Raw genomic sequence first — 23,097 nt, 5'->3', positions numbered from 1 at the left:
CGCTGTCGCGAAGGGCCACTGCGGAATACCTTCGACCTACGCATACCCACCTCAAAAGTATTTCGTGATGTAATTGTTGCGAATAGGTATGACCATATCGTAAACCTTGTAGCGATAGCTCGACGACGTGGTAATCGTGTACTGGTTGGCTGTTGCCTGATCCGGAAACAGCGTAAGCGTCGTCGCGCCGGTGTAGCCGATGTAAGCGGCACCCTGAACCGACGCGGCGGTAGCCGGGGCCGCACGTTCCATCTGCCGGCTCTGGACGACGACAGCAACACGCACGGCGAGAATTTGCGCCCGCGCCAGAACAGCTGCCGGCGTGTCCGGTGCAGGACTGAGTGCAGCAATACCCCACGTGGCGCCTGACGGCTGCACCCACTCGTCGATGATCCCATCGCCCGCCACATGTCCCGTGCCTGCCCCGTCGTCGACACCGTATAGCGTTTTCATGTTGACGACGCTGTCAGCAATCGGAACTGCGAGCACGGCAGCCGAACTGGTCGCGGACCGCTGCAGAAGATCGTAGGAGACCAGCGAGTTGGTCGTGGCATCGACACCGAAAAGAGTGACCGCCGGGTCAACACCCCAATCCATGAGGTAGGCAGAACCGGTATACGTACCGACGAAGCCCCCCGAAGGCGCGTCGCCGGATGTCAGTGCGATCGTGCCCGTACCTGACCCGATCGTGACACTCTGCGCCTTGCCCAGCGTGCACGAACCGCTTTTGTCGGAAATAAGTACGTAATCGCCCGCCGAAAAACCAAAGGCGTTATCCACCACTACGTTCGACCCGGAGGTGGACGTCACGTTGGTTTTAAAAACTCTTAGGGAAGGGTTACCCCGGACAATCCCGATAACGTCAGGATTTGTGGCACCTCCGCTCGCAATAAGAATGGGGGTGGCCAGCGTCGTCAACGGCCAGTTGGCAAAAGGTGCTGCCAAAGCACTGGTGCGAGGGAGGCGCTTGGTCGATTGCGAATAGGCCGTAATCGCACAACCCCATACACCGTAGTTTTTACCTTGCACTAGCGCGCTGCCAGCGGTGCGGATTTCGCGTTCCAGCGCAACGGCGGCGAAGCTGCCATTCTGCTGCGCGTCGCTGCCGGCCGTCGTTGTGCGCTTCTGCGACTCGAACGCCGCGAACGCCGACATGATGCCGAGCGTGCAGATAATGCTGATCACGATGCCGACCATGAGCTCGACCAGCGAAAATCCAGCAACAGACACGTTGCGACCCCGTACCGCACCGCGATGTGACCTGTGCATACTCCCTGACCTTCTTCTCATGTGCGATCGATCTGGGTGACGGTGACGTATTGGTGAACCGGATCCGTATCCACAGCGTTAGGGCTCTTCCACCGCACGGTGATCGTGACCATGCCTGCCGACGTAATGGCCACCGTTGGAGGGTTGCCGGTGACGCCTGGCAGACAGTTGGTCGACGCCTGTGTCTGACTGCAGTCGATCTGCTTGACCCAGGCGGCATACGCGGGAGCATTTGGCGCGCTGGCGTTGCCCTGGAAGTTTGCAATAAGTGTGGATGTGTCGGACGTCCACATCTGAGCCACGAGGCGATCCGCCTGCAAGGCTGCATCGGTACGGTATTTCGCGTCGGCCGCCAGCAGCGTTGCATTCGCCTGTACAGCCAGCAAACCCATCACGCCTACGGAAAAAATAAGAATGGCGATCAGCGCATCGATCATCACGAAGCCGGAATAGTCGCCATCGCGCGGTCTGAGACGTTTCATGAGCACACCTTCAAGAACAACCGTTTGCGGCAGTGCTGCGCAAAAGACCGGCGTCGCACATCTGAATCGATCCACCCGCGCTTATGGTGGTGGCAAGCCTTCGTGTACCCGCCGCACTCGAAGATGTATCGATACGAATAAGCGCGTTGCTGCCAAAGTCTGAACTGAGCGGACGCGCGAGCGGCGTAAAGGTTATCCCGCCAGGGGGGCTGCCCGTCACAGGAGAAAAATTGGTCAATGCAGCGACCGTCTTGCTCGTGGATACGATTACTCCGGCGGTTTCGCCCGCGGCATGAACCTCGATGATGCTGGTCGGGACACTGGTATCGCACGCCGTCGCCGTTGTCGCGAGTTGACAGACCTGCCAGGTGGTATCGGTCGATGTCAGCTCGAAGCGGACATTGACGCCTCGCTGAGTCGCTTCGTTGCGTGCAAGTCGGATGCCATTTTGAATGGACTCGGCTGCACTACGCACGCGCGTGTTAGCTATCCAAATACGGTAGTTCGGTACGGCAAGTGCTACGAGAATCGCCACGATGGTGATCGTGATCAGCAACTCGACCAGACTGAAGCCGCTCGCCCGCTTCATGTGCAGTCGCCTGACTTTCGTACCACCCAGCAATTCGTGGTCGGCGAGACCCACTTCGGTGGCACCTTGGTGGTGATCCGCGTATTCGTCTGGTCGATGGTGAAAGCGAAGTTATCCGCCCCCTTACCGGCAATGCCCGTCGCCGTGGCGGTGTAGGTCGTTGAGCTTCCGAGGCATGTGTATGTAAAGAAATTGCTCGCAGCACTCGGAAGCGGCGCGCCGCAGGTAGTGCCTGAGGAAACGTATGAACGGTTGTCCTGGAAGTACTGCTCCATCTTGGTCCGATAGTCGGATAGCAAATTCTGCGCCTCCGTCAACTTGGACCGAGTCAGATAGTCGCGATACATCGGAATCGCGATCGCCGCGAGGATGGCAATAATCGCCACCACGATCATGAGTTCGATCAGGGTAAAACCCGACGACGCGCGGGTATCCCGCGACAGGATGCGTTGCTTCACGATGCCCCCAAAAACAGATAAATCCGTGAGCCCAACGTACCTTCGGCCTACAAGCAAGCCAAGCACGGCTAGACGAACGGGAGTATTTTGCCGATGAGCGGTTGGGGCGTCGCTGTTATGGACAGGCGACGCGCCGGGTACGGCGAGTTCACGTCATGTGGCCTTACATGGCGCGGAACCACTTTGAGGAAATTCGCCATGACCCACGACCGCCAGGACATCACCCACCCCGATCACGGCCAGCCCACGCACCCCGAGACCGACGCAGAGAAGCAGTCCCGCAAGGACAAGGCCAGCGAGAATCTCGACCATGCCCTCGAAGAAAGCATGGACGGCAGCGACCCGGTGTCGCCCTTTGTCCCCGCCAAGGCTCCCTAGTCAGCTGAGCCCCGGGCTTCGCCGCGCCCCCTGCCGACATCGCGCCGTAGCGTTGGGATAACGAAGCGGTCACGGATTGGCGGAGACAATGGCGGGGTTCTGAAGGAGTGTCCCAGTGCTAGCGCAATACGTTTTCACGGCCGCCAACGCCATCTTTCGCATCGTCCGCCACGGTCATCGCTGGCGCGCGCTGCGCGACACCATCGAGCTGGGCCGGTTCGAGACAGCCGAGGCGGCCATGGTCGGCTTGCGCGAGATCTGCCGCGACGTTCGCCTGCCGCGCCGCCTGACCGACTGGCGTTTCCTGCCGCCCGCCGCGCTGGGTCATCTGGCACCGCCCAGCCCGGCCGTGCTCGCGCGCCTGTCGGCCGCCTGATGCGCTGGACCGCCGCAGGTGGTTGAAGGATCTGCCGTTCCGGCTGCCGATTCGGCGCAAGGGTCCGAAGCCTCCACCGATAGAAAGGTACCCGAGCGACCCGACTGCCTGTCCGAGGCTTCCGAGGGTTCGCCGGGAGGCGGTGTGCGAGGCGTAGTGATGTGGTACCACCCCGAGTTGAAAATGGCCCTGGTGGAAATCGAGGATGGGTTCGCCGTAGGGGCCGTCGAGGAAGGCTCCTGTGCCATCGGCGATGTTCTCAGCGGCCAGTTTCGGCGCGACGAGGTCGAGCACCTCTGCAACCTCAGCACCGGCGGCTCCGTGATGTTCCACGTCGAGGCGGATCACGTCTCCGAAGGCGAAGCCAACGACCTGCTCGGCCTGCTGCGGGATTGAGCAGAGGTCGTCAGTCGTCCGTCTGCCGCGCCTTGAAGGCAGCACGTGACGCGACGATGGCATCGTGGTGCTCTTCCGCCCACAGCCACACCCCGCAGAATGCCGCGCCCAGGCTCAGGCCTATCGGCGTCAGCTCGTATTCCACGCGGGGCGGCACCACGGGATACACGGTGCGAGTGACCAGTCCATCGGCCTCCATCTGGCGCAGTGTCTTGGTCAGCATTTTCTGGCTGACGTCACCGATGAGCTGGGCCAGGCGACCGAAGCGCAGGCGGCCGTGGTCCGCCAGCACCTCCAGGCAGAGCATGGTCCACTGATCGGCAATGCGACCGATGATGTCGCGCACCAGCGCATCCAGTGCGGCATCGGTGCGCTGCTCGCCCAGGGCGCGGCAGGGCTCGTCGTAGTGGGGCTTGCGCGGCGTTGGCGACGACATGGAGCGAACCCTTGGTTACCGTTCGGTAAGTATGGAACATTCCGGAGCCTACTTTCCATGGGAGAGTGATGGTTCTAGCCTTGGCCTTACCTATTCACTGCTAGGCGACCCATGGATATTCAGGGCAACACCATTCTCATCACGGGCGGCGGCTCCGGCATCGGTCGCGCCCTGGCCGAGGCTTTCCATGCGCGCGGCAACCGGGTCGTGATCGCGGGGCGTCGTCAGGCCGCGCTGGACGAGACCACCGCCGCCAACCCCGGCATGGCCTCCACCTTGCTCGATATCGAGGACCCCTCTTCCATCGGGGGGTTCGCGGAACGGCTCACCCGTGAGCATCCCGCGCTCAATGTGGTGATCCACAACGCCGGCATCATGCGGCCCGAGGACATAACGGAAGGCGCCACGGATACCGCCGAGGCCACCATCGCCACCAACCTGCTGGGCCCCATCCGCCTCAACGCCGCGCTGATCGGCCATTTGCTGGCGCAGCCGAAGGCGACGGTGATGACGGTGTCCTCCGGCCTGGCATTCACCCCGCTCTCGCTCACGCCGACCTATTGCGCCACCAAGGCGGCGATCCACTCGTACTCGAACTCGTTGCGCTACCAGCTGCGGAACAGCAACGTGCAGGTAATGGAACTGGTGCCGCCCTACGTGCAGACCGAACTGATGGGCGAGCAGCAGAAGAACGACCCGAATGCCATGCCGCTGGACGCGTTCATCGCGGAAGTGATGGGGCTGATCGAGTCACAGCCGGACGCCCACGAGATCCTGGTCGAGCGGGTCAAGCCACTGCGCTTCGCCGAAGCCAGCGGCAACTTCGAGGCCTTCTTCCGGCAGTTCAACGACCAGATGGCGAAGCACGCGCCCTGACGGCATCTTTACGACAGCGTTACCCGGAAAGCGCCCGGGTAGCGCAGCGTTTTTACGCATCGTCGCCGGATACTGGCCTCCCTTTCATGGAGTCACCGGCAATGTCGATCGTCGTGATCACGGGTCCGCGCCACGGCGCAGCGCACACCACCCTGGCCGACGAGGCCATGTGTCGCCTGTGGGACCGCGCGCAGGCCGCCGGCACGGACCTACTCTGGCGTCCATGCAGCGACTTCCACGACGTGGTGCTGCAACTGGATCACTCCCCCGCCGACCATGCGCAGCTGGTGCTACTGGATGTCGATGCCGACGAGGTACCCGCCTGTGATGTAGGGCCGCTACGCGATGCGCTGGCGGCGTTGCATGTGCCCTACATCGAGATGCACGATGACAGCGACGCCTCCGACGCGTCGGCACTGGTCCCGTCGCATCCGTCGCTGGTGAGCGTGGTGGTGCCGGGCGACACGATGGCCGGGTATGACATGGCGTTGTCGATCGGGTTGCGGTATCTGGCGTGCGATGTGCGAATGGCGGCTTGAGTGGGCGTTGCCGGCGGCGATAGCTCAAGCGTGGTTATCATGGACCTGCGCGCAGGCCCACCTGATGGACCGCACTCCGAGAGTATTCATCGTGAAAATTATCCGCAGCAAAGACTTTGTAGCGTCGAAAGCCTGGGGAGCCCTGGATATCGCCAATATGCGAGGCATCACTACCAGGCTTCACTGGACGGATCAGCCGTATAAATGGCATGTCAACGACGGTGAAGAGGTCTTTGCCGTGCTCGATGGTTGCGTCCGGATGCTCTACCGGGAGCACGGGGTAGAAAAATCAGTCACCCTCGAAACAGGCGACGTGTTCTATGCGTCGGTTGGTACAGAGCATGTAGCTCACCCGATCGGCGAGGCGCGCATCCTAGTCATAGAGACCGCCGGTAGCGTGTAGTTATATCGGGGGCCATGATTCGGAATGTCCGTAAGCTGCCTTTATGGGTGACGCCATCTTTACCGGCGAATACTAAGGGGGCGCGGCTCCGTGCCCAGCCAGTCGTAAACAAGACTGATAATGCTGGTCATCAGGGCGGTCGAAAACCCGAGTTTCTATGAGGTTTTCGACGTAGATACGTAGCTGATCAAGCCGTCCCGCACCATGATCCGGACCGCATATGAGCATGCGCGCTGAACGGACGCAGCGTTGCACCGTTCGCTCCGCAGCAATGCAGCTTGCAGCCCCTCTATCGCTTCGCGCGTTTCACCAAACCCTCGATCTGCTGCCATCTCGCGCAATGCGAACGAATGGGCACTGGCTTGGATAACGTCTTCGGACTTAAGCGCAAGGAAGAGTTCAAAGGCCCTGCGCGATAGCGCGTGATGACGCCCCACCGGCGATAGACGGCCAAACAGAGCCGCCCATACGTCGTCGGCAGCGCCATCGGATATCTGGAGCGCATCGTCGAACGCCCTGCCTGCGTTTATCCGTTGCTGAAATTGTTGACGGAGCATGTGCCTTCCCCCTTAGGAACCCACTGAATATCGGGAAGCATCACGCGCGCCAAATCCAAGCCTTTGATTTTAAAGGTAACTTATTCAAGCCTTGCCGAAAAAGGGCCACTTTCCGCCGAGCCAGGACACAAGGTGGCAAAGGCGACGCGCTCGTCAGGTGCGCCCCGGATCGGGCGAGTCGAGCCCTTCCGCCGCATGCATCCAGAAAATGGCGACCGCCGTATCTATCGATATGCCCATACAAACTGCCCGCCGCGCCAACCTCAAAGCCCTGATAGATCAGCTGGAGGCTGATGACGTATCCACTCGGCAGGCACAAGCGGTGTACCTCGGGCGGTCAGTAACAGCCAGAAAGCTGCAAGCGATGCTCGACGGCTCACACATCGATTCGCTTTTCGCTGGGCATATCGAGCACGTGCTTTTAAAGCCGAGGGGCTGGATGAGCGATCCACGCACCTGCCAAGAGATTCAGATGGCGGGGCGAATGGCCTCGACCAGTTCCGGACGGTTGTTCTTCTGCGATGCCATGGCCTTCGACATGGGGTGGTAGACCATGCCATGGGCGACCGAGGGCCAGGCACAAAAAAACCCGCTGTGAGGCGGGTTCAGATGCATTCCATGGAGTCTTATAGACGGCCCTGGATAAGTACTTGGTGCCGGAAATAGGAATCGAACCTACGACCTCATCATTACGAATGACGCGCTCTACCAACTGAGCTATCCCGGCGGAAAGCGGAATTCTAGGGAAGGTTGGGCCTGGGTGCAAGTCCTCAACCGGCCAGGCGGAGTTCCTTCGGCAATGCGAAGGTGATGTTCTCGGCCTCGCCGTCCAGTTCGCGGACGGTGCCCGCGCCCCACGACTGCAGCCGGGCGATCACTTCCTGGACCAGTTTCTCCGGTGCGGAAGCGCCCGCCGTGACACCGATGCGGGTGCGACCCTCCAGCCATTCGCGCTGGATGTGCTCGGCGCCGTCGATCAGGTAGGAGGTGACGCCCTGCTTCTCGGCCAGCTCCTTCAGGCGGTTGGAGTTGGAGCTGTTGATCGAGCCCACCACCAGCACCAGGTCCACGGCGTCCGCCAGGCGGCGCACGGCGTCCTGCCGGTTCTGGGTGGCGTAGCAGATGTCGTCCTTGCGCGGGCCCTCGATGGCGGTAAAGCGCGCCCGCAGCGCGGCGATGATGGCGATGGTGTCGTCCACGGACAACGTGGTCTGGGTGACGAAGGCCAGCTTGTCGGGCTGCGACGGCGTCAGCTCGGCGACATCTTCCACGGACTCGACCAGGTAGATGCGGCCCTCGTTGGCGCGGTTCCACTGGCCCATCGTGCCCTGCACCTCGGGATGCCCGGCATGGCCGATGAGGATGACGTCGTGGCCGGCGCGGCCCAGGCGCGCCACTTCCATATGCACCTTGGTGACCAGCGGGCAGGTGGCGTCGAACACGTTGAGGCCGCGGCGGTCGGCTTCCTCACGGACGGCCTTGGGCACGCCGTGGGCGCTGAAGATCACGGTGGAGCCGTCGGGTACGTCGTCCAGTTCCTCGACGAACACGGCGCCATCGGCGCGCAGGCGCTCGACGACGAAGCGGTTGTGGACCACTTCATGGCGGACGTAGATCGGGGCGCCGTACGACTCCAGGGCGCGCTCCACGATCGCGATGGCGCGGTCGACGCCGGCGCAGAAACCACGGGGATTGGCGAGCAGGATGTCCAAGGGGGACCTCGGTAGGAGCGATGGCCGCCGGGCGGCCGGACACGACGATTATCGCACGGTCGGCTTGTCGGGGCCGCTGAACAGGCTGAACACGATCAGGGCCACCGCGCCGACACTGATAGCGGAATCGGCCACGTTGAACACCGGGAACGGGTAGCTGCCCAGGAACACCTGGATGAAATCGGTGACCTTGGCCGCATGGACGCGGTCGACCACGTTGCCCAGCGCGCCGCCGACGATCAGGGCCAGCGGTAGCGCCGTCCGCCAGTCGCGACGTGGCGTGCGCGCCAGCCAGACCGTCAGCGTGATGCTGATGACGGCGGCCAGCAGCACGAAGAACCAGCGCTGCCACCCCGCGCTATCGGCCAGGAAGCTGAAGGCCGCGCCGGTGTTGAAGGTCAGCGTCCAGTTGAGGATGCCGGGTATCACCGGGTGCGGTGTCTCGGCCGGCTGCAGCGCGGCCAGCGCCCACCACTTGGTGAGCTGGTCGAGCACGATCATCGCCGCGGCGAGCCACAGCCAGGAAAGGGCATTGGGTTGGGGGCGTGCGGTCATGCGTAAGGCCAGTCAGCGAAGGCGAAGCAGTCCGCGCCGCCGGCACGGCGACGCGGGTGGTGCGTGCGGGGCAAAAGGACGCCCTCAGAACCAGCGGCGATCCTCGCCCTGCCCCGTCACGTTGTCCACGCAGCGACCGCAGATCTCCGGGTGCGCCGGATCGACCCCGACATCGGGGCGGTGGTGCCAGCAGCGGATGCACTTGGCTGCATCGCTGACAGCGGCGGACACGTAGACCTCCGCGCCGTCCAGCTCCACCCGCTCCGCCGAGGCCGGGCGGCTGTCCAGGTCCGCCAGCGCCACGTCGGAGGTGATGAAGAAGAAGCGCAGCTCGCTCGCCGACGCCGCCAGCGCCACCTGGGTGGCCTTGTCGGCGTGGATCGTGAGCGTGGCATCCAGCGAGGCACCGATCTGGCCGACCTTGCGCATACCCTCGAGCACGCGGGACGCCGTCTCGCGGATAGCCAGCAACTGGCTCCACCAGCCGCGCGTCTCGGCGTCCTGGCGCGCGTCCAGGCCCTCGTACCAGGTCTCGAACAGCGGCGACTCTTCGCGCGTGCCCGGCAGCTGCGCCCAGGCCTCTTCCGCCGTGAAGGTCACGATCGGCGTCAGCCAGCGCAGCATGGCCTCGGCGATGCGGTACATCGCGCTCTGCGCGCTGCGGCGGCCGCGGCTGTCGGTCGGCATCGTGTAGAGCCGGTCCTTGGTGATATCCAGGTACAGCGCGCCCAGTTCGTTGGTGCAGAAGTTCTGCACGCGCTGCACGATCTCCGGGAAATCGTAGCGCTCGTAGGCCGCGACGATCGCGGCCTGCGTATCGGCGGCCTGCTGCACGGCCCAGCGATCCAGGTCGAGGCAGGCGTCCGTGGCGAGCAGGTGCTTGTCCGGGTCGAAGCCGTCGAGGTTGCCGAGCAGGAAGCGCACCGTGTTGCGGATGCGCCGATAGGTGTCGGCCACGCGCTTGAGGATCTCGTCCGACAGCGACATCTCGTTGCGGTAATCGGTGGAGCATATCCACAGGCGCAGGATGTCCGCGCCGAGGGTCTTCATGATGTCCTGCGGCTCGATGCCGTTGCCCAGCGACTTCGACATCTTGCGGCCCTGCGCGTCCACCGTGAACCCGTGCGTCAGCACGTGGTCGTAGGGGGCGCGGCCGTGGATGGCGGCGGAGGTGAGCAGCGAGGACTGGAACCAGCCACGATGCTGGTCCGAGCCCTCGAGGTACATCACCTTGTATTCGCTGGCGTTGCCGGCCTGCAGCTCGGGACGCGCGCCGATCACGGCGAAATGGCTGGTTCCCGAATCGAACCACACGTCCAGGACGTCGGTGACCTTCTCATAAGTGTCGGCGTCGTCGCCGATCAGCTCGCGCGGGTCCAGCGTGAACCAGCAGTCGATACCCTCCTGGGCCACCTTCTGCGCCACTTTCTCCATCAGGGCGACAGAGTCCGGATGCGGCTCGTGGGTGTTCTTGTCGATGAACAGCGTGATCGGCACGCCCCACGTGCGCTGGCGCGAGATGCACCAGTCGGGACGACCTTCCACCATGCCGCCGATGCGTTCTTCGCCCCAGCCCGGCACCCAGCGCACGGAGCCGATCGCATCCAGCGCGGTGCGGCGCAGGCCGGCGGTCTCCATGCCGATGAACCACTGCGGCGTGGCGCGGTAGATCACCGGGGTCTTGTGGCGCCAGCAATGCGGGTAGCTGTGGGTGAGCTTGGCGAAGGCCAGCAGCACGCCACGACCACGCAGCAGGTCGACCAGCTGGTCGTTGGCCTTCCAGATGTGCGTGCCCGCCAGCGAGACATCGCCCGCGAGCGGCAGGTCCGAACGATAGACGCCACGGCCGTCGACATAGTTGAGCGTGCCGATGCCGTAGTGCTGACCCACCGCGAAATCCTCCGCGCCGTGGTCCGGCGAGGTGTGCACCGCACCGGTGCCGTCTTCGTCCGACACGTGGTCGCCGAGGATCAGCGGCACCTGCCGGTCGTAGAACGGATGGCGCAGCGGCTTGTTTTCCAGCACGGCGCCCTGCACGCGACCGAGCACGCCGCCGGTGGTTTCCACGCCGTAGCGGGCCAGGGCCTTCTCCACGAGGGCCGAGGCGATCACCAGCAGCACCCGCTTGCCGTCGCGCGACGGGCCCTCGACGAGGGCGTAGTCGATCTCGCCACCCAGCGACACCGCCTGGCTGGACGGCAGCGTCCACGGCGTGGTGGTCCAGATGGGCACGGCGACGATGGCGTCACCCACATCCACGCCGAACTCGGCACCGAGATCCTTCGGGTACACGGCGTCGTAGGCCACGTCCACCGCCGGCGACGTGCGCTCGGCGTACTCGATCTCGGCCTCGGCCAGCGCCGAGCCGCAGTCGAAACACCAGTAGACCGGCTTGGCGCCGCGGACCACGTGGCCGTTATCGACGATGCGCGCCAGCGCGCGGATCATGTCGGCCTCATAGGTGAAATCGAGCGTGCGGTACGGCTTTTCCCAGTCGCCCAGCACGCCCAGGCGCTTGAAGTCGGCGCGCTGCAGGTCGATCTGCGCCATCGCGTACTCGCGGCACTTCTGCCGGAATTCAGCGGCATTGAGCTTGTCGCCCGCCTTGCCGAACTTCTTCTCGATCGCGATCTCGATCGGCAGGCCGTGGCAGTCCCAGCCGGGCACGTAAGGCGCGCGGTAGCCGGCCATCAGCCTGGACTTGACCACGACGTCCTTCAGCACCTTGTTGACCGCGTGGCCCAGGTGGATGGCGCCGTTGGCATACGGCGGGCCGTCGTGCAGCACGAACACCTTGTCGCGATCGGCGGCCTTGGCCTGGATCTGCGCATACCGGCCCACGCGCTCCCACGTGGCTAGCCAGCCCGGCTCGCGCTTGGGCAGGTCGCCGCGCATCGGGAAAGCCGTCTGCGGCAGGTTGATGGTGTTCTTGTAATCCTGGGTCATCGCTGGCAACCGTGGGTTTCGGGGCGGACGCGCGGCGTGCGCGTTCCGTCATGCATCGACAAGTATGGGGTTCATGCCAAGGGCCTGCCGGGCGGCGATCTCGTCCTGGCGCATCTGCGCGGTCAGGGCGTCGAGGCCGTCGAATTTTTCTTCGTCACGCAGCTTCCGGACGAACTCCACGGCGATGCGCATGCCGTAGAGATCGCCGGAGAAGTCGAACAGGTGGGCTTCCAGCAAGGGCTCGGCCACTTCGTTCACGGTGGGCCGTACACCCAGGCTGGCCACGCCGGGCCAGCTGCACGGGCCCTCGCCCACCCCGATGCGCACCGCGAAGATGCCGCGCACGGGGCTGACCCGCTCGGGAAGGTGCACGTTGGCGGTGGGATAGCCCAGGGTGCGGCCTAGCTGCTTGCCGTACTCCACGTGCCCGTCGATGACGAACGGACGACCCAGCAGGGTGGCGGCATCGGTGAAACGGCTTTCGCCCAGCAGTTGGCGCACCCGCGTGGACGACACGCGCTCGCCATCCACGAGGACCGGCGCCACGGCATGGGCGGTGAAACCCAGCTCGGCGCCCATCGACTGCAGCAGGGCGAAATCGCCGCCGCGACGATGGCCGAAACGGAAGTCCTCGCCCACCCACACCTCACGGGCGGCCAGGCGGCCCACGATGACGCGGCGGACGAAGTCCTCGGCGGACATCCGGGTCAGGGCTTCGTCGAAGCGCAGGGACAGCAGTTCGTCGATACCGGCCGCCGTCATGCCTTCCGCTTTCTCGCGCAGGCCCGACAGGCGCGGCACCGGCTCCTTCGAGAAGAAGGCGCGGGGCAGCGGCTCGAAGGTGATGACCGCGGGGACCAGACCCTGGGCCTCGGCGCGCTGGCGCACTTCGGCAAGGATGGCCTGATGGCCGAGGTGTAGCCCGTCGAAGGCGCCGATCGCCACGACGCTGCCCTGGGAGGCGAGGCACGGGCCGTCGACGTCGCGGTGCAGTTGCAACGTCATGCGTGGTCGCCCTGGAATCGATGCGGAATAAAAGCCATCGGGCCAGTATAGCGGCCCCATTGCGCCGCACAATGCGACGCGGTAACGCCGCGCGGGCCCGTCAGCGCGCGCGCAGGTCGCGCAGGCGGAATCCGAGGGCGAAGAGCGCCGTGACGTAGGCGCCACCGCCGGCGGCGACCAGGATGGCGAGGTGCCCCACCCTCTCCCACTTCTCCACGTCGCTCCACTCCGGCCACACGTGCAGGCCCACCAGCAGCACCACGATCATCGCGGCGCAGGCCACCGCCAGGCGGACCAGGTGCCGGCCCCATCCCGGCTGCCGCGTATAGACGCCGGCCTTGCCCAGCCAGCGCCACAGCAACAGCAGGTTGATGTAGCTGGCCAGGGCGCTGGCCATGCCCAGTGCCATGTGCAGCCCCGGGATGGTCGCCAGCGCCGCCATCCAGGAGCCCGCTTTCTGCGCCGGGGTGGCCCAGAGGAAAAACAGCAGGCCCAGGAAAGCGACGTTGAACACCATGTTGGCCACCAGCGAGGCCACGCCCGCGCGGACCGGCGTGCGGGTGTCCTTGCGGGCGTAGAAGGCCGGCAACACCACCTTGACCAGGGCGAACGCCGGCAGGCCGAAGCTCAACGCGGAAATCGACATCGACGCCATCTTCGTGTCGAACGCCGTGAAACGGCCGTGCTGGAAGATGGTCGCCACCAGGGGGAACGACAGGATCATCAGGGCGAACATGGCCGGCACCGCGATCAGCAGCGTGGTACGCAGGCCCCAGTCGAGGGCGCGGGAGAAGCCGTCCTTGTCGGTGGCCACATGGTGGCGCGACAGCGAAGGCAGGATGACGGTGCCCAGCGCAACCCCGAACACGCCCAGCGGCAGCTCGAGGAAGCGGTCGGCCTGGGACAGCCAGCTCTGCGAGCCGGCGATCAGCAGCGAAGCGATCACCGTATCCAGCAGCAGGTTGATCTGCGCCACGGACGAGCCGAACAGGGTCGGCACCATCAGCGTCATGATCCGGCGCACCTCCGGCGAGCGCCAGCCCCAGCGTGGCAGCGCCAGCAGGTCCAGCCGTTTCAGCGTGGGCAGCTGGAACACCAGTTGCAGGAAACCGGCAACCAGGATCGCCCAGCCCATCGCCATGATCGGCGTCTGCAGGCGCGGCGCGAGCCACAGGGCGCCCGCGATCATGCACAGATTGAGGATCACCGGGGTGAGCGCCGGCAGGCCGAAGCGGTGGAAACTGTTCAACGCGCCGCCGCTCAACGCGGTGAGCGAGACGAACAGCAGGAAGGGAAAGGTCAGGCGCAGCAGGTCCACCGTGAGATCGAACTTGCCCGCGGAGTCCACCGCGCCCGGCGAAAACAGCGCGGTGACCTGCGGCGCGAAGATCACCCCCAGCGCCACGACCACCAGCAGCACGCCGCCCAGCGTGCCGGATGTCCGTGCCATCAGGTCCTTCAGGTCCGCGTGCGGCCGGGTTTCCTTGACCTCGGTGAACACGGGCACGAAGGCCGTGGAGAACGAGCCCTCGGCGAACAGGCGACGCATGAAGTTGGGGATGCGAAAGGCCACCCAGAAGGCATCCGTGGCGGCGTTGGCACCGAACGACGCGTTGATCGCCATGTCGCGTACCAGGCCGAGCACGCGAGAGATCATGGTCATGCCGCTGAAGGACAGCATGCCGCGAAGAAGACTGGGGGTTTTCATCCGTGCCGAGGGTTGCCTAAACGGGTAGTTTGACAGCGGCGACCGGGCGGAGGACAGTCCACCTTCTGGAAATTTCCGGGCGGTCACCGCCGGATCGCCCGACGGGCCTGCCCGTGCGGGGCCTAAGCTATTGACGCGCCCCGGCTTTGGCCTCAAAATGGGCGTCTTTCTTAAAACCAACCGAACTCTGGAGCTTCACCTTGGCCAACATCAAGTCCGCGAAGAAGCGTGCGCGTCAGTCGGAGCAGCGCCGTCTGCGCAACGTCAGCGCGCGTTCCATGGTGCGTTCCGCACTGAAGAAGGTCGTCAAGGCGATCGACGCCAAGGACAAGGCAAGCGCAGTCAGCGCGTACGCCATCGCCGTGCCGGTGATGGATCGTTACGCTGCCCGCGGCCTGATCCACAAGAACAAGGCAGCTCGCCATAAGAGCCGTCTGAACGCGAAGATCCGCGACCTGGCGTAAGCCTGCGCGACATCGCTGTTTACGAAAAAGCCGGCGCAAGCCGGCTTTTTCGTGTGCGTTTCAGGGATATCGCGCGCATTGTGGATCGTGGATCGTGGATCGTGGATCGCGCACATCGTGCGCTCCTACATGCGTCGCGCGCTGTAGGAGCGCACGATGTGCGCGATGGGCGGCACGACGCAAAAACGACGCACCGCCCATACCCCACCCCGCCTTATTCGCCCCGCATGCGCACGTCGGTGGACACTTCCTTCTGGTCGCGATGCTTCTCGCGCTCGGCGTCGAAGAACTGCTGCACCATCAGGCAGACATCCCACGTGCCGATTTCCGACGCGGCCGAGACCAGGAACCAGGGCTCCTTCCATTCCAGCCGGGCAACGATGTCTTCGGCCACCTGCTTCAACTCATCCTGGTCGGAATAGACGTCGGACTTGTTGATGACCAGCCAGCGCGGACGCTCGACCAGTTCGGCATCGAAGTTCTTCAACTCGTGCTCGATCGTACGCACCTGCTCCACCGGGTCCGAGCCGTCGATGGGCCGGATGTCGACCACGTGCAGCAGCAGGCTGGTACGCGACACATGACGCAGGAACTGGATGCCCAGGCCCGCACCCTCGGCAGCACCCTCGATGATGCCGGGGATGTCCGCGATGACGAAACTCTGGTCGGTGCCGATGCGCACGACACCCAGGTTCGGATGCAGGGTGGTGAAGGGATAATCCGCCACACGCGGCGTAGCCGCCGACACGGCACGAATGAACGTGCTCTTGCCCGCGTTGGGGAAGCCCAGCAGGCCGACATCCGCCAGCAGGCGCAACTCCATCTTGATGTCGCGCACCTCGCCCGGCGTACCCGGCGTGAACTTGCGGGGAGCGCGATTCACCGAGCTCTTGAAATGGATGTTGCCGAGGCCGCCACGACCGCCCTGCGCCACTTTCAGGCGCTGGCCGTGCGCCGTGAGGTCGCCGATGACTTCGTCGGTATCGACGTTGGTGATCACCGTGCCGACGGGCACGCGAATATCGACGTCGTCGGCACCCTTGCCGTACATCTGGCTGCCCATGCCGGCCTGACCGCGCTTGGCCTTGAACGAGCGCATATGGCGGAAGTCGACCAGCGTGTTCAGGCCCTCGTCCGCCACCAGCCAGACCGAGCCGCCACTGCCGCCGTCGCCGCCGTCGGGGCCACCGAAGGGGATGAATTTCTCTCGACGGAAGCTGACGCAGCCGTTGCCGCCGTCACCGGCCGAGACTCTGATTTGCGCTTCGTCGACGAATTTCATGGATGGGAACCTGGATAAAAAGTGATGCCGCGTTACAAACGAAAAGCCCCGCCGTGGGCGGGGCCTTCGTTATCGCGTCGGAAAGGCTTACGCCTGGACGACGTCGACGAACTTGCGACCCTTGTCGCCGCGGGTCTTGAAGGCAACCGTGCCATCGACCAGCGCGAACAGGGTGTGGTCGCGGCCGAGGCCGACGCCCACGCCAGCGTGGAACTTGGTGCCACGCTGACGAACGATGATGTTGCCGGCTTCGACAGCCTGGCCGCCATAGATCTTCACACCGAGATACTTCGGGTTCGAATCGCGACCGTTACGGCTGGAACCTACGCCTTTCTTATGTGCCATGACTCATATCCTCCGGCAGATCAGGCGTTGATGCCCGTGATCTCGATTTCGGTGTAATGCTGACGATGTCCCTGCGTGCGCTTGTAGTGCTTGCGACGACGGAACTTGACGATGCGGATCTTATCCGCGCGACCGTGGGCGCGAATCTTCGCGCTGACGGTGGCACCGGCGACCAACGGGGCGCCGACGGTGATCGACTCGCCTTCGCCCACCAGGAGGACCTGGTCGAACTCGACGGTGGAATCGACTTCAGCGGTGAGCAGCTCGACGCGCAGGACTTCGCCTGCCATCACACGATACTGCTTGCCACCGGTCTTGATGACTGCGTAGCTCATGGTTATTTCCTGTTGCTGATTATGTAGTTCTTTTTAGGTGTTACGGGTCGTGCGAACTGCCAATTATAGCCAGTGGGAAAAGGCCAGGTCAATCAGAGGGGTAGGAGCGCACGATGTGCGCGAAAAGCCGACAAGGCGGTGACGAGGCACCCTTCAAGGCCTGGGGCCCGGAGCCCGGGGCATCAGCCACAGGCCCGGGGCCATTCCGGGCCACCGCGCGCCCATTTCGCGCACATCGTGCGCTCCTACACCCCCTTTGGGGCGCTATTTCTTCTTGGAGGGGACGGGCGCAGGTGCCGGCTTGGCGGCGGCGCCGGCGGCCGGGCACTGGCCCTGGGCGTTGAGGGTTCCCTGGGTCTGGAGCTGGGCGATCATCTGCTGCCCTCGCTCCTGGCCCCACTGCTTGCCGATCTGCATGCCCTCGGCCATGGTCGCGGGCATCTGGGTGATGACCTTCTGGCCCAGGGGCGAGCGATAGAACTTCAGCAGGCCGTCGATATCCTCGGCGGTGAAGTGCTTCTGGTAGACGGGGACCATCCGGCCGATCAGCTGGTTGGTGGCGTTGGCGTCCACGAAGCCCTGCCAGTAGCTGGCCGGCACGCAGGGCAGTGCGTTCTGCATCACGCCCGCCATCTGGCTGTTCATCTGGCTGAGCATCCGCCCCATGCCCACGGCATCCATCAGCTGGCGCACCTGCTGCTCGCTCGGCGCGGCAGCCATCGCCTGGCCCGTACAAACCGCCAGCACCAGGCCGGCCGCGATCCCTGTCCACTTACGCATGGGTGTATTCCTCTTCGGATGGATGGTCACCCCTCCCCGGGGTAGCGGCCATGGTAGCCGAGTCAGGCAGCCCGGCTGCGCCCGCCTTCGGCAGGGCTCACGACACGCACCGGAGCGGCCCCGACCACCCCCGCACAACTGCTGTGATGAACCGTCAAAAGTCGACGCTGAATGAAGGCGGAAAACCCTTGGTATAGTCCGGGGCTTCCCCCATTTATGTAGGCACATGGACAGCATTCGCATCCGCGGCGCCCGCACGCACAATCTCAAGAATATCGACCTCGACCTGCCCCGGGACAAGCTCATTGTCATCACGGGGCTGTCCGGCTCGGGCAAATCCTCGCTGGCTTTCGACACGATCTATGCCGAAGGCCAGCGTCGTTACGTCGAGTCGCTGTCCGCCTACGCGCGGCAATTCCTCTCGATGATGGAAAAGCCCGACGTGGACACGATCGAAGGCCTCTCGCCGGCCATCTCGATCGAGCAGAAGTCGACGTCCCATAACCCCCGCTCCACTGTCGGTACGATTACCGAGGTGTACGACTACCTGCGTCTGCTCTACGCGCGCGTCGGCACCCCGCGTTGCCCGACCCACGCCATTCCGCTGGAGGCTCAGACGGTCAGCCAGATGGTGGATACGGCGATGGCGCTGAACCCCGAAAAGCGCTGGATGCTGCTGGCCCCGGTTATCCGTGAGCGCAAGGGCGAACATGTCCAGGTCTTCGACCAGCTGCGGGCCCAGGGCTTCGTCCGCGCGCGCGTGGACGGCGAGGTCTACGATCTGGATGCCGTCCCGCCCCTGACGCTGCGCCAAAAGCACACCATCGAGGCGGTGATCGACCGCTTCCGCCCGCGCGACGACATCAAGCAGCGCCTGGCCGAGTCGTTCGAGACCGCGCTGCGCCTGGGCGACGGCATCGTGGTGCTGGTGGACATGGATGATCGCAAGGCCGACGAGCAGCTGTTCTCGTCGCGCTACTCGTGTCCCCTGTGCGACTACTCGCTGCCGGAACTCGAGCCGCGCCTGTTCTCGTTCAACTCGCCGGTGGGCGCCTGCCCGACCTGCGACGGCCTGGGCGTGACCCAGGTGTTCGACGGCGCGCGCGTGGTCGGCCACCCCGAGCTCAGCCTGGCCGGCGGTGCCGTGCGCGGCTGGGATCGCCGTAATGCGCACTATTTCCAGCTGATCGTGTCGCTGGCCAAGTACTACGGCTTCGACCCGGAAACGCCCTGGCGCGAGCTGCCCAAGTCGGTGCAGAACGCCGTGCTCAACGGCTCGGGCAAGGATGTCATTCCGTTCCGCTATATCACCGAGCGTGGCGGCAAGGTCACCCGCGAGCACAAGTTCGAGGGCATCCTGCCCAATCTCGAGCGCCGCTACCGTGAAACCGAATCCAACGCCGTCCGCGAGGAACTGGCGCGCTACATTGCCGATCATCCCTGCCCCGACTGCGGCGGCCAGCGGCTGAACCCGTCCGCGCGCAACGTCTTCGTCGCCGACCAGGCCATCCCGTCACTGACCTCGCTGGCCATCGACCGCGCCCTGGCCTTCTTCGACGGGCTGAAGCTGCCCGGCTGGCGCGGCGAGATCGCGGTCAAGATCGTCAAGGAAATCCGCGAGCGGCTGACCTTCCTCAACGACGTGGGGCTCAACTACCTCACGCTGGATCGCCAGGCCGACTCGCTCTCGGGCGGCGAGGCCCAGCGCATCCGCCTGGCCAGCCAGATCGGCGCCGGCCTGGTGGGCGTGATGTACGTGCTGGACGAGCCGTCCATCGGCCTGCACCAGCGCGACAACGAACGCCTGCTGGGCACGCTCACCCGACTGCGCGACCTGGGCAACACGGTGATCGTGGTCGAGCACGACGAGGACGCGATCCGTGCCGCCGACCACATCCTCGACATCGGCCCCGGCGCGGGGGTGCATGGCGGCCATATCGTGGCCGAGGGCACGCTGGCGCAGGTGCTGGCCACGCCGGCTTCGGTCACCGCCAAGTACCTCACCGGCGAGCGCGGCATCGCCGTGCCCAAGGTGCGGCGTCCGGCGCGCAACGACCAGTGGCTGGAGTTGAAGGGCGCCACCGGCAACAACCTGAAGGACGTGGACGTGCGCATCCCCGTCGGCACGTTCACCTGCGTGACCGGCGTATCGGGCTCGGGCAAGTCCACGCTGATCAACGACACGCTCTACCGCCTTGCCGCGATGGAACTCAACGGCGCCGGCGAGCAGCCGGCCGCCTACGAGTCGATCGAAGGCCTGTCGCTGTTCGACAAGGTGGTGGACATCGATCAGTCGCCGATCGGACGCACCCCGCGCTCCAACCCGGCAACCTACACGGGCCTGTTCACCCCGCTGCGCGAGCTCTACGCACAGGTGCCGGAGTCGCGTCAGCGCGGCTACCTGGCGGGACGTTTCAGCTTCAACGTGCGCGGCGGTCGCTGCGAAGCGTGCGAAGGCGACGGCATGATCAAGGTGGAGATGCACTTCCTTCCGGACGTGTATGTGCCCTGCGACGTCTGCCACGGCAAGCGCTACAACCGCGAAACGCTGGAAGTGCTGTACAAGGGCCACACCATCGCCGACGTGCTCGACATGACGGTGGAAGATGCGTTCAAGCTGTTCGAGAACGTGCCTGTGATCGCCCGCAAGCTGGAAACGCTGCGCGCAGTGGGCCTGGATTACATCAAGCTCGGCCAGAGCGCCACCACGCTCTCCGGTGGTGAGGCGCAGCGCGTGAAGCTGTCGAAGGAGCTGTCCAAGCGCGACACGGGCAGCACGCTCTACATCCTTGACGAACCCACCACCGGCCTGCACTTCCACGACATCGAGCAACTGCTCGAGGTGCTGCACAAACTCGTCGAGCACGGCAACACCGTGGTGGTGATCGAGCACAACCTCGACGTGATCAAGACGGCCGACTGGCTGGTGGACCTGGGCCCCGAAGGCGGCGCCGGTGGCGGACGCATCCTGGTCAGCGGCACGCCGGAGACGGTGGCCGCCACGGCGGAGTCGCACACGGGCAGGTTCCTGAAGACCCACCTGAAACCGGTGCGTGCGCCGGTGCCGAAGGCCGCCCCCAAGGCGAGCGGCAAGACGCCTGCGAAATCCGCGGCTCCCGCCAAACCGGCCGCGTCGGTAAAGACGGCCGCGGCGAAGAAAACGGCCGCCGTGACGAAAACCAGCGCTGCGACGAAGAAAACCGCCACGAAGAAGAAAGCCAAGGCATGACGACCGAGACCCCGACCACGCCCAACCCCGTCTTCATCACCCCGATGGAGGTCCGCTGGCAGGACCTGGACGCCTACAACCACGTCAACAACGCCAACTACCTCGTGTACCTGCAGGAAGCCCGGATCAAGTGGCTGCAACAGTTGCCGGACAAGTGGTACGGCGAGGACGGTGCACCGGTCATGGCGCACAGCGAACTCAACTACCGGCTGCCCATCGAATGGCCGGCGGACATCCAGATCGAGCTGTATATCAACCGCATCGGCAACAGCTCCATGACGGTCGGTCACCGCATCGTGACCAGCGACGACGCGACGAAGATCCATTGCGATGGCAGCGTCACGATGGTCTGGATCAGCCCGAAGACCGGCCGCCCGGTGCCGATCCCGCAGGCGATCCGCGATGCGGCGGGCATCATGCCCGCCTGAGCCCGGGGCGCGGCGATTCGCAAGATCACGCGCATTCACGAAGGCTATGTATGATTCGGCAGGGTCATCATGGAGAGAGTGAATCATGTCGCGTCGTATCCTTGCCCTTGCGATAGCCAGCGCCGTCGCCCTGCCCGCCCTCGCGGCCGGTGAGCGCACCTCGCTCACCCTTTACCGCGCCGACGGCGATCAACTGTTCGCCACCAACGGCGATGCCGTCTCCGCCGAGGGCTACGCCGTGGTCCACGAGCGTCGATCCTTCGACCTCAAGGGCGGCACCCAGGACCTGTCGATCGACGGCCTGCCGTCCGCCCTGGACAGCGAGGCGATGTCGCTGCGCTTCCCCGGAAAGGACACCCGCGTGCTGTCGCAGCGCCTGCTGCTCGGCCAGGGTTTCGACGGTGCGGTGGCCGGCCTGGTGGGCCGGAACGTCACCGTCATCGGCGACGGCGGCCAGCCGATCGCCAGCGGCACGCTGGTGCGGGGTGGCGACGCGCTGGTGGTCCGCGACACCGGTGGCAAGGCCACCTTGATCCGCAACTACTCGGCCCTGCGCTCCACCGACGCGGCGGACTTCGCCCGAGGATCGACCTTGCAGGTACGCGTGGCAGGCTCGGGCGCAGGCAGTGCGTCGGCCCAGCTCGACTACCCCACCTCCGGCATCGGCTGGCGCGGCGCCTATGTCGCCACGCTGGCACCCGGCGACACGTGCTCGATGAATTTCACCGCCGCGGCAAGCATCGCCAACCGCAGCGGACGCGACTGGAAGGATGTCTCGCTCAAGCTGGTGGCCGGCGACGCCAACCGCGCGAAGGCCGCACCGCAGCCCAAGATGTTCATGGCACGCGCAGCCGCCGCACCTGCGCCCATGGCCATGGAGGACGCCGCACCCGAGCAGGCCACGCTGGGCGACCTGCGCACCTATACCCTGCCGGCCGCCATCGACCTGCCCGACGGCAGCGTGACGCAGACGCCGCTGTACGAAAGCCGCACCCTGTCCTGCGAGCGCAAGGCGGTTTACGACACCGGCAGGGCTTATTACGGGCAGCAGCCGCAGCTGGAACGCGACCTCGGGCAACCGCAGGAAGGCACGCCCATCGTCTCCACGGTGGGCTTCAAGGCGTTCGACGCCCTGCCCGCCGGCTATGTGCGCGTGCTGACGGTGGATCGCGACGGCAATGCCGAGCTGCTGGGCGAAGGGCGCCTCGGCGACACACCGAAGAACAAGGACGCGACGATCACCCTCGGCAACGCCTTCGACCTGACCGCCAAGCGCGAGCAGACCTCGTTCACCGCCAACGAAGCCCAGCATCGCATCGACGAAGGCACGCGCATCGTGCTGAGCAACGCCGGCGACGTGAAGCGCACGGTTACCCTGCGCGAGCATCCGGCCCGCTGGCGTGCCTGGACGGTGGTGTCGTCCTCGGTGAAGCCGACCAAGAGCACGCCCGACGTGCTGGAGTTCAACGTCGAGGTGCCGGCCAACGGCTCCGCCACGCTGGATTACGCGCTGCGCTACACGTGGTCGCCCAGCGACATCAAATAAGGA

The 23,097-nt window shown here is 65.0% G+C and carries 26 protein-coding genes and 1 tRNA gene; 11 read left to right on the top strand and 16 right to left on the bottom strand.

Features of this window, described 5'->3' with window-relative positions:
• Positions 1-51: 51 nt before the first annotated feature.
• Genes AB8808_RS05665 through AB8808_RS05650 form a run of 4 tightly spaced genes read right to left on the bottom strand, consistent with a single transcriptional unit; the run spans position 52 to position 2,735 of the window.
• Positions 52-1,230 (bottom strand): PilW family protein, encoded by a 1,179-nt coding sequence (locus tag AB8808_RS05665; protein WP_369927462.1) that lies wholly within the window; start codon positions 1,228-1,230, stop codon positions 52-54.
• A gap of 56 nt (positions 1,231-1,286) precedes the next feature.
• Entirely contained in the window at positions 1,287-1,751 is a 465-nt protein-coding gene (locus AB8808_RS05660) for a hypothetical protein (protein WP_369927460.1), read from the bottom strand.
• Between the two features lie 10 nt (positions 1,752-1,761).
• On the bottom strand, positions 1,762-2,340 hold the full coding sequence (locus AB8808_RS05655; protein WP_369927458.1) for a GspH/FimT family pseudopilin: 579 nt from the start codon (positions 2,338-2,340) through the stop codon (positions 1,762-1,764).
• Positions 2,337-2,735 (bottom strand): type IV pilin protein, encoded by a 399-nt coding sequence (locus tag AB8808_RS05650; RefSeq protein WP_369931332.1) that lies wholly within the window; start codon positions 2,733-2,735, stop codon positions 2,337-2,339. Before AB8808_RS05650 ends, AB8808_RS05655 begins: the two co-directional genes overlap by 4 nt.
• 261 nt (positions 2,736-2,996) lie before the next feature.
• Between AB8808_RS05650 and AB8808_RS05645 the strand changes: the two genes are divergently transcribed.
• The 3 genes from AB8808_RS05645 to AB8808_RS05635 all read left to right on the top strand — a co-directional run bounded on the left by AB8808_RS05645 (position 2,997) and on the right by AB8808_RS05635 (position 3,948).
• Positions 2,997-3,176, top strand: a complete 180-nt coding sequence (locus tag AB8808_RS05645; RefSeq protein WP_036143154.1) for a hypothetical protein — start codon at positions 2,997-2,999, stop codon at positions 3,174-3,176.
• Positions 3,177-3,291: 115 nt separating this feature from the next.
• Positions 3,292-3,552, top strand: coding sequence for a hypothetical protein (locus AB8808_RS05640; RefSeq protein ID WP_369927456.1), 261 nt, complete (start codon positions 3,292-3,294; stop codon positions 3,550-3,552).
• A 183-nt stretch (positions 3,553-3,735) separates the two neighbouring features.
• Positions 3,736-3,948 (top strand): hypothetical protein, encoded by a 213-nt coding sequence (locus AB8808_RS05635; RefSeq protein WP_369927454.1) that lies wholly within the window; start codon positions 3,736-3,738, stop codon positions 3,946-3,948.
• Between the two features lie 10 nt (positions 3,949-3,958).
• Here the strand turns inward: AB8808_RS05635 and AB8808_RS05630 are convergent, their stop codons facing one another.
• Positions 3,959-4,384: a winged helix-turn-helix transcriptional regulator gene (locus AB8808_RS05630; protein WP_369927452.1), complete on the bottom strand. Its 426-nt coding sequence runs from the start codon at positions 4,382-4,384 to the stop codon at positions 3,959-3,961.
• Between the two features lie 111 nt (positions 4,385-4,495).
• On the opposite strand from AB8808_RS05630, the gene AB8808_RS05625 reads away from it, so the two are divergent.
• From AB8808_RS05625 to AB8808_RS05615, 3 genes are all read left to right on the top strand, one after another.
• On the top strand, positions 4,496-5,260 hold the full coding sequence (locus AB8808_RS05625; RefSeq protein ID WP_369927450.1) for an SDR family oxidoreductase: 765 nt from the start codon (positions 4,496-4,498) through the stop codon (positions 5,258-5,260).
• Positions 5,261-5,361: 101 nt separating this feature from the next.
• Entirely contained in the window at positions 5,362-5,799 is a 438-nt protein-coding gene (locus tag AB8808_RS05620) for a hypothetical protein (protein WP_369927448.1), read from the top strand.
• 64 nt (positions 5,800-5,863) lie between these two features.
• Positions 5,864-6,202, top strand: coding sequence for a cupin domain-containing protein (locus tag AB8808_RS05615; protein ID WP_369927446.1), 339 nt, complete (start codon positions 5,864-5,866; stop codon positions 6,200-6,202).
• Between the two features lie 155 nt (positions 6,203-6,357).
• Here the strand turns inward: AB8808_RS05615 and AB8808_RS05610 are convergent, their stop codons facing one another.
• Positions 6,358-6,759 (bottom strand): hypothetical protein, encoded by a 402-nt coding sequence (locus AB8808_RS05610; protein WP_369927444.1) that lies wholly within the window; start codon positions 6,757-6,759, stop codon positions 6,358-6,360.
• Between the two features lie 208 nt (positions 6,760-6,967).
• Between AB8808_RS05610 and AB8808_RS05605 the strand changes: the two genes are divergently transcribed.
• A complete protein-coding gene (locus AB8808_RS05605; RefSeq protein WP_369927442.1) occupies positions 6,968-7,309 on the top strand; it encodes a hypothetical protein in 342 nt (113 codons plus the stop codon).
• A gap of 101 nt (positions 7,310-7,410) precedes the next feature.
• Here AB8808_RS05605 and AB8808_RS05600 read toward each other — a convergent pair.
• The 6 genes from AB8808_RS05600 to murJ all read right to left on the bottom strand — a co-directional run bounded on the left by AB8808_RS05600 (position 7,411) and on the right by murJ (position 14,685).
• A tRNA-Thr gene (locus AB8808_RS05600) sits at positions 7,411-7,486 on the bottom strand.
• A gap of 43 nt (positions 7,487-7,529) precedes the next feature.
• Positions 7,530-8,471 (bottom strand): 4-hydroxy-3-methylbut-2-enyl diphosphate reductase, encoded by a 942-nt coding sequence (gene ispH / locus AB8808_RS05595; protein ID WP_369927440.1) that lies wholly within the window; start codon positions 8,469-8,471, stop codon positions 7,530-7,532.
• Between the two features lie 48 nt (positions 8,472-8,519).
• Positions 8,520-9,026, bottom strand: coding sequence for a signal peptidase II (lspA, locus tag AB8808_RS05590; protein WP_369927438.1), 507 nt, complete (start codon positions 9,024-9,026; stop codon positions 8,520-8,522).
• A gap of 84 nt (positions 9,027-9,110) precedes the next feature.
• Positions 9,111-11,972, bottom strand: a complete 2,862-nt coding sequence (ileS, locus tag AB8808_RS05585) for an isoleucine--tRNA ligase (protein WP_369927436.1) — start codon at positions 11,970-11,972, stop codon at positions 9,111-9,113.
• A 48-nt stretch (positions 11,973-12,020) separates the two neighbouring features.
• Entirely contained in the window at positions 12,021-12,977 is a 957-nt protein-coding gene (locus AB8808_RS05580) for a bifunctional riboflavin kinase/FAD synthetase (RefSeq protein WP_369927434.1), read from the bottom strand.
• A 100-nt stretch (positions 12,978-13,077) separates the two neighbouring features.
• Positions 13,078-14,685 carry a murein biosynthesis integral membrane protein MurJ gene (gene murJ, locus AB8808_RS05575; RefSeq protein ID WP_369927432.1) on the bottom strand — a complete coding sequence of 536 codons (1,608 nt, stop codon included), beginning with the start codon at positions 14,683-14,685 and terminating at the stop codon, positions 13,078-13,080.
• A gap of 200 nt (positions 14,686-14,885) precedes the next feature.
• Here murJ and rpsT point away from each other — a divergent pair, with 200 nt between their 5' ends.
• Complete coding sequence (gene rpsT / locus AB8808_RS05570) at positions 14,886-15,149, top strand: 30S ribosomal protein S20 (protein ID WP_036143173.1); 264 nt, start codon at positions 14,886-14,888, stop codon at positions 15,147-15,149.
• Between the two features lie 214 nt (positions 15,150-15,363).
• Here rpsT and cgtA read toward each other — a convergent pair whose 3' ends face one another.
• From cgtA to AB8808_RS05550, 4 genes are all read right to left on the bottom strand, one after another.
• Positions 15,364-16,431, bottom strand: coding sequence for an Obg family GTPase CgtA (gene cgtA / locus AB8808_RS05565; protein ID WP_369927430.1), 1,068 nt, complete (start codon positions 16,429-16,431; stop codon positions 15,364-15,366).
• An 87-nt stretch (positions 16,432-16,518) separates the two neighbouring features.
• Positions 16,519-16,776, bottom strand: coding sequence for a 50S ribosomal protein L27 (gene rpmA / locus AB8808_RS05560; protein WP_036111438.1), 258 nt, complete (start codon positions 16,774-16,776; stop codon positions 16,519-16,521).
• A 20-nt stretch (positions 16,777-16,796) separates the two neighbouring features.
• On the bottom strand, positions 16,797-17,111 hold the full coding sequence (gene rplU, locus AB8808_RS05555) for a 50S ribosomal protein L21 (protein ID WP_369927428.1): 315 nt from the start codon (positions 17,109-17,111) through the stop codon (positions 16,797-16,799).
• Positions 17,112-17,375: 264 nt separating this feature from the next.
• The gene (locus tag AB8808_RS05550) at positions 17,376-17,891 is read right to left on the bottom strand and encodes a DUF2059 domain-containing protein (protein ID WP_369927426.1); all 516 of its coding nucleotides are present in this window, start codon (positions 17,889-17,891) and stop codon (positions 17,376-17,378) included.
• A 226-nt stretch (positions 17,892-18,117) separates the two neighbouring features.
• Between AB8808_RS05550 and uvrA the strand changes: the two genes are divergently transcribed.
• The 3 genes from uvrA to AB8808_RS05535 all read left to right on the top strand — a co-directional run bounded on the left by uvrA (position 18,118) and on the right by AB8808_RS05535 (position 23,094).
• A complete protein-coding gene (gene uvrA / locus AB8808_RS05545) occupies positions 18,118-21,120 on the top strand; it encodes an excinuclease ABC subunit UvrA (RefSeq protein ID WP_369927424.1) in 3,003 nt (1,000 codons plus the stop codon).
• Complete coding sequence (locus AB8808_RS05540) at positions 21,117-21,548, top strand: acyl-CoA thioesterase (protein WP_369927422.1); 432 nt, start codon at positions 21,117-21,119, stop codon at positions 21,546-21,548. Before uvrA ends, AB8808_RS05540 begins: the two co-directional genes overlap by 4 nt.
• Before the next feature lie 85 nt (positions 21,549-21,633).
• Positions 21,634-23,094: a DUF4139 domain-containing protein gene (locus AB8808_RS05535; RefSeq protein ID WP_369927420.1), complete on the top strand. Its 1,461-nt coding sequence runs from the start codon at positions 21,634-21,636 to the stop codon at positions 23,092-23,094.
• Positions 23,095-23,097 lie beyond the last annotated feature (3 nt).

It is taken from the genome of Xanthomonas sp. NCPPB 2632, from assembly GCF_041228075.2.
Taxonomy (GTDB): domain Bacteria; phylum Pseudomonadota; class Gammaproteobacteria; order Xanthomonadales; family Rhodanobacteraceae; genus Luteibacter.
This window is presented reverse-complemented; position numbering and strand designations above follow the sequence as displayed.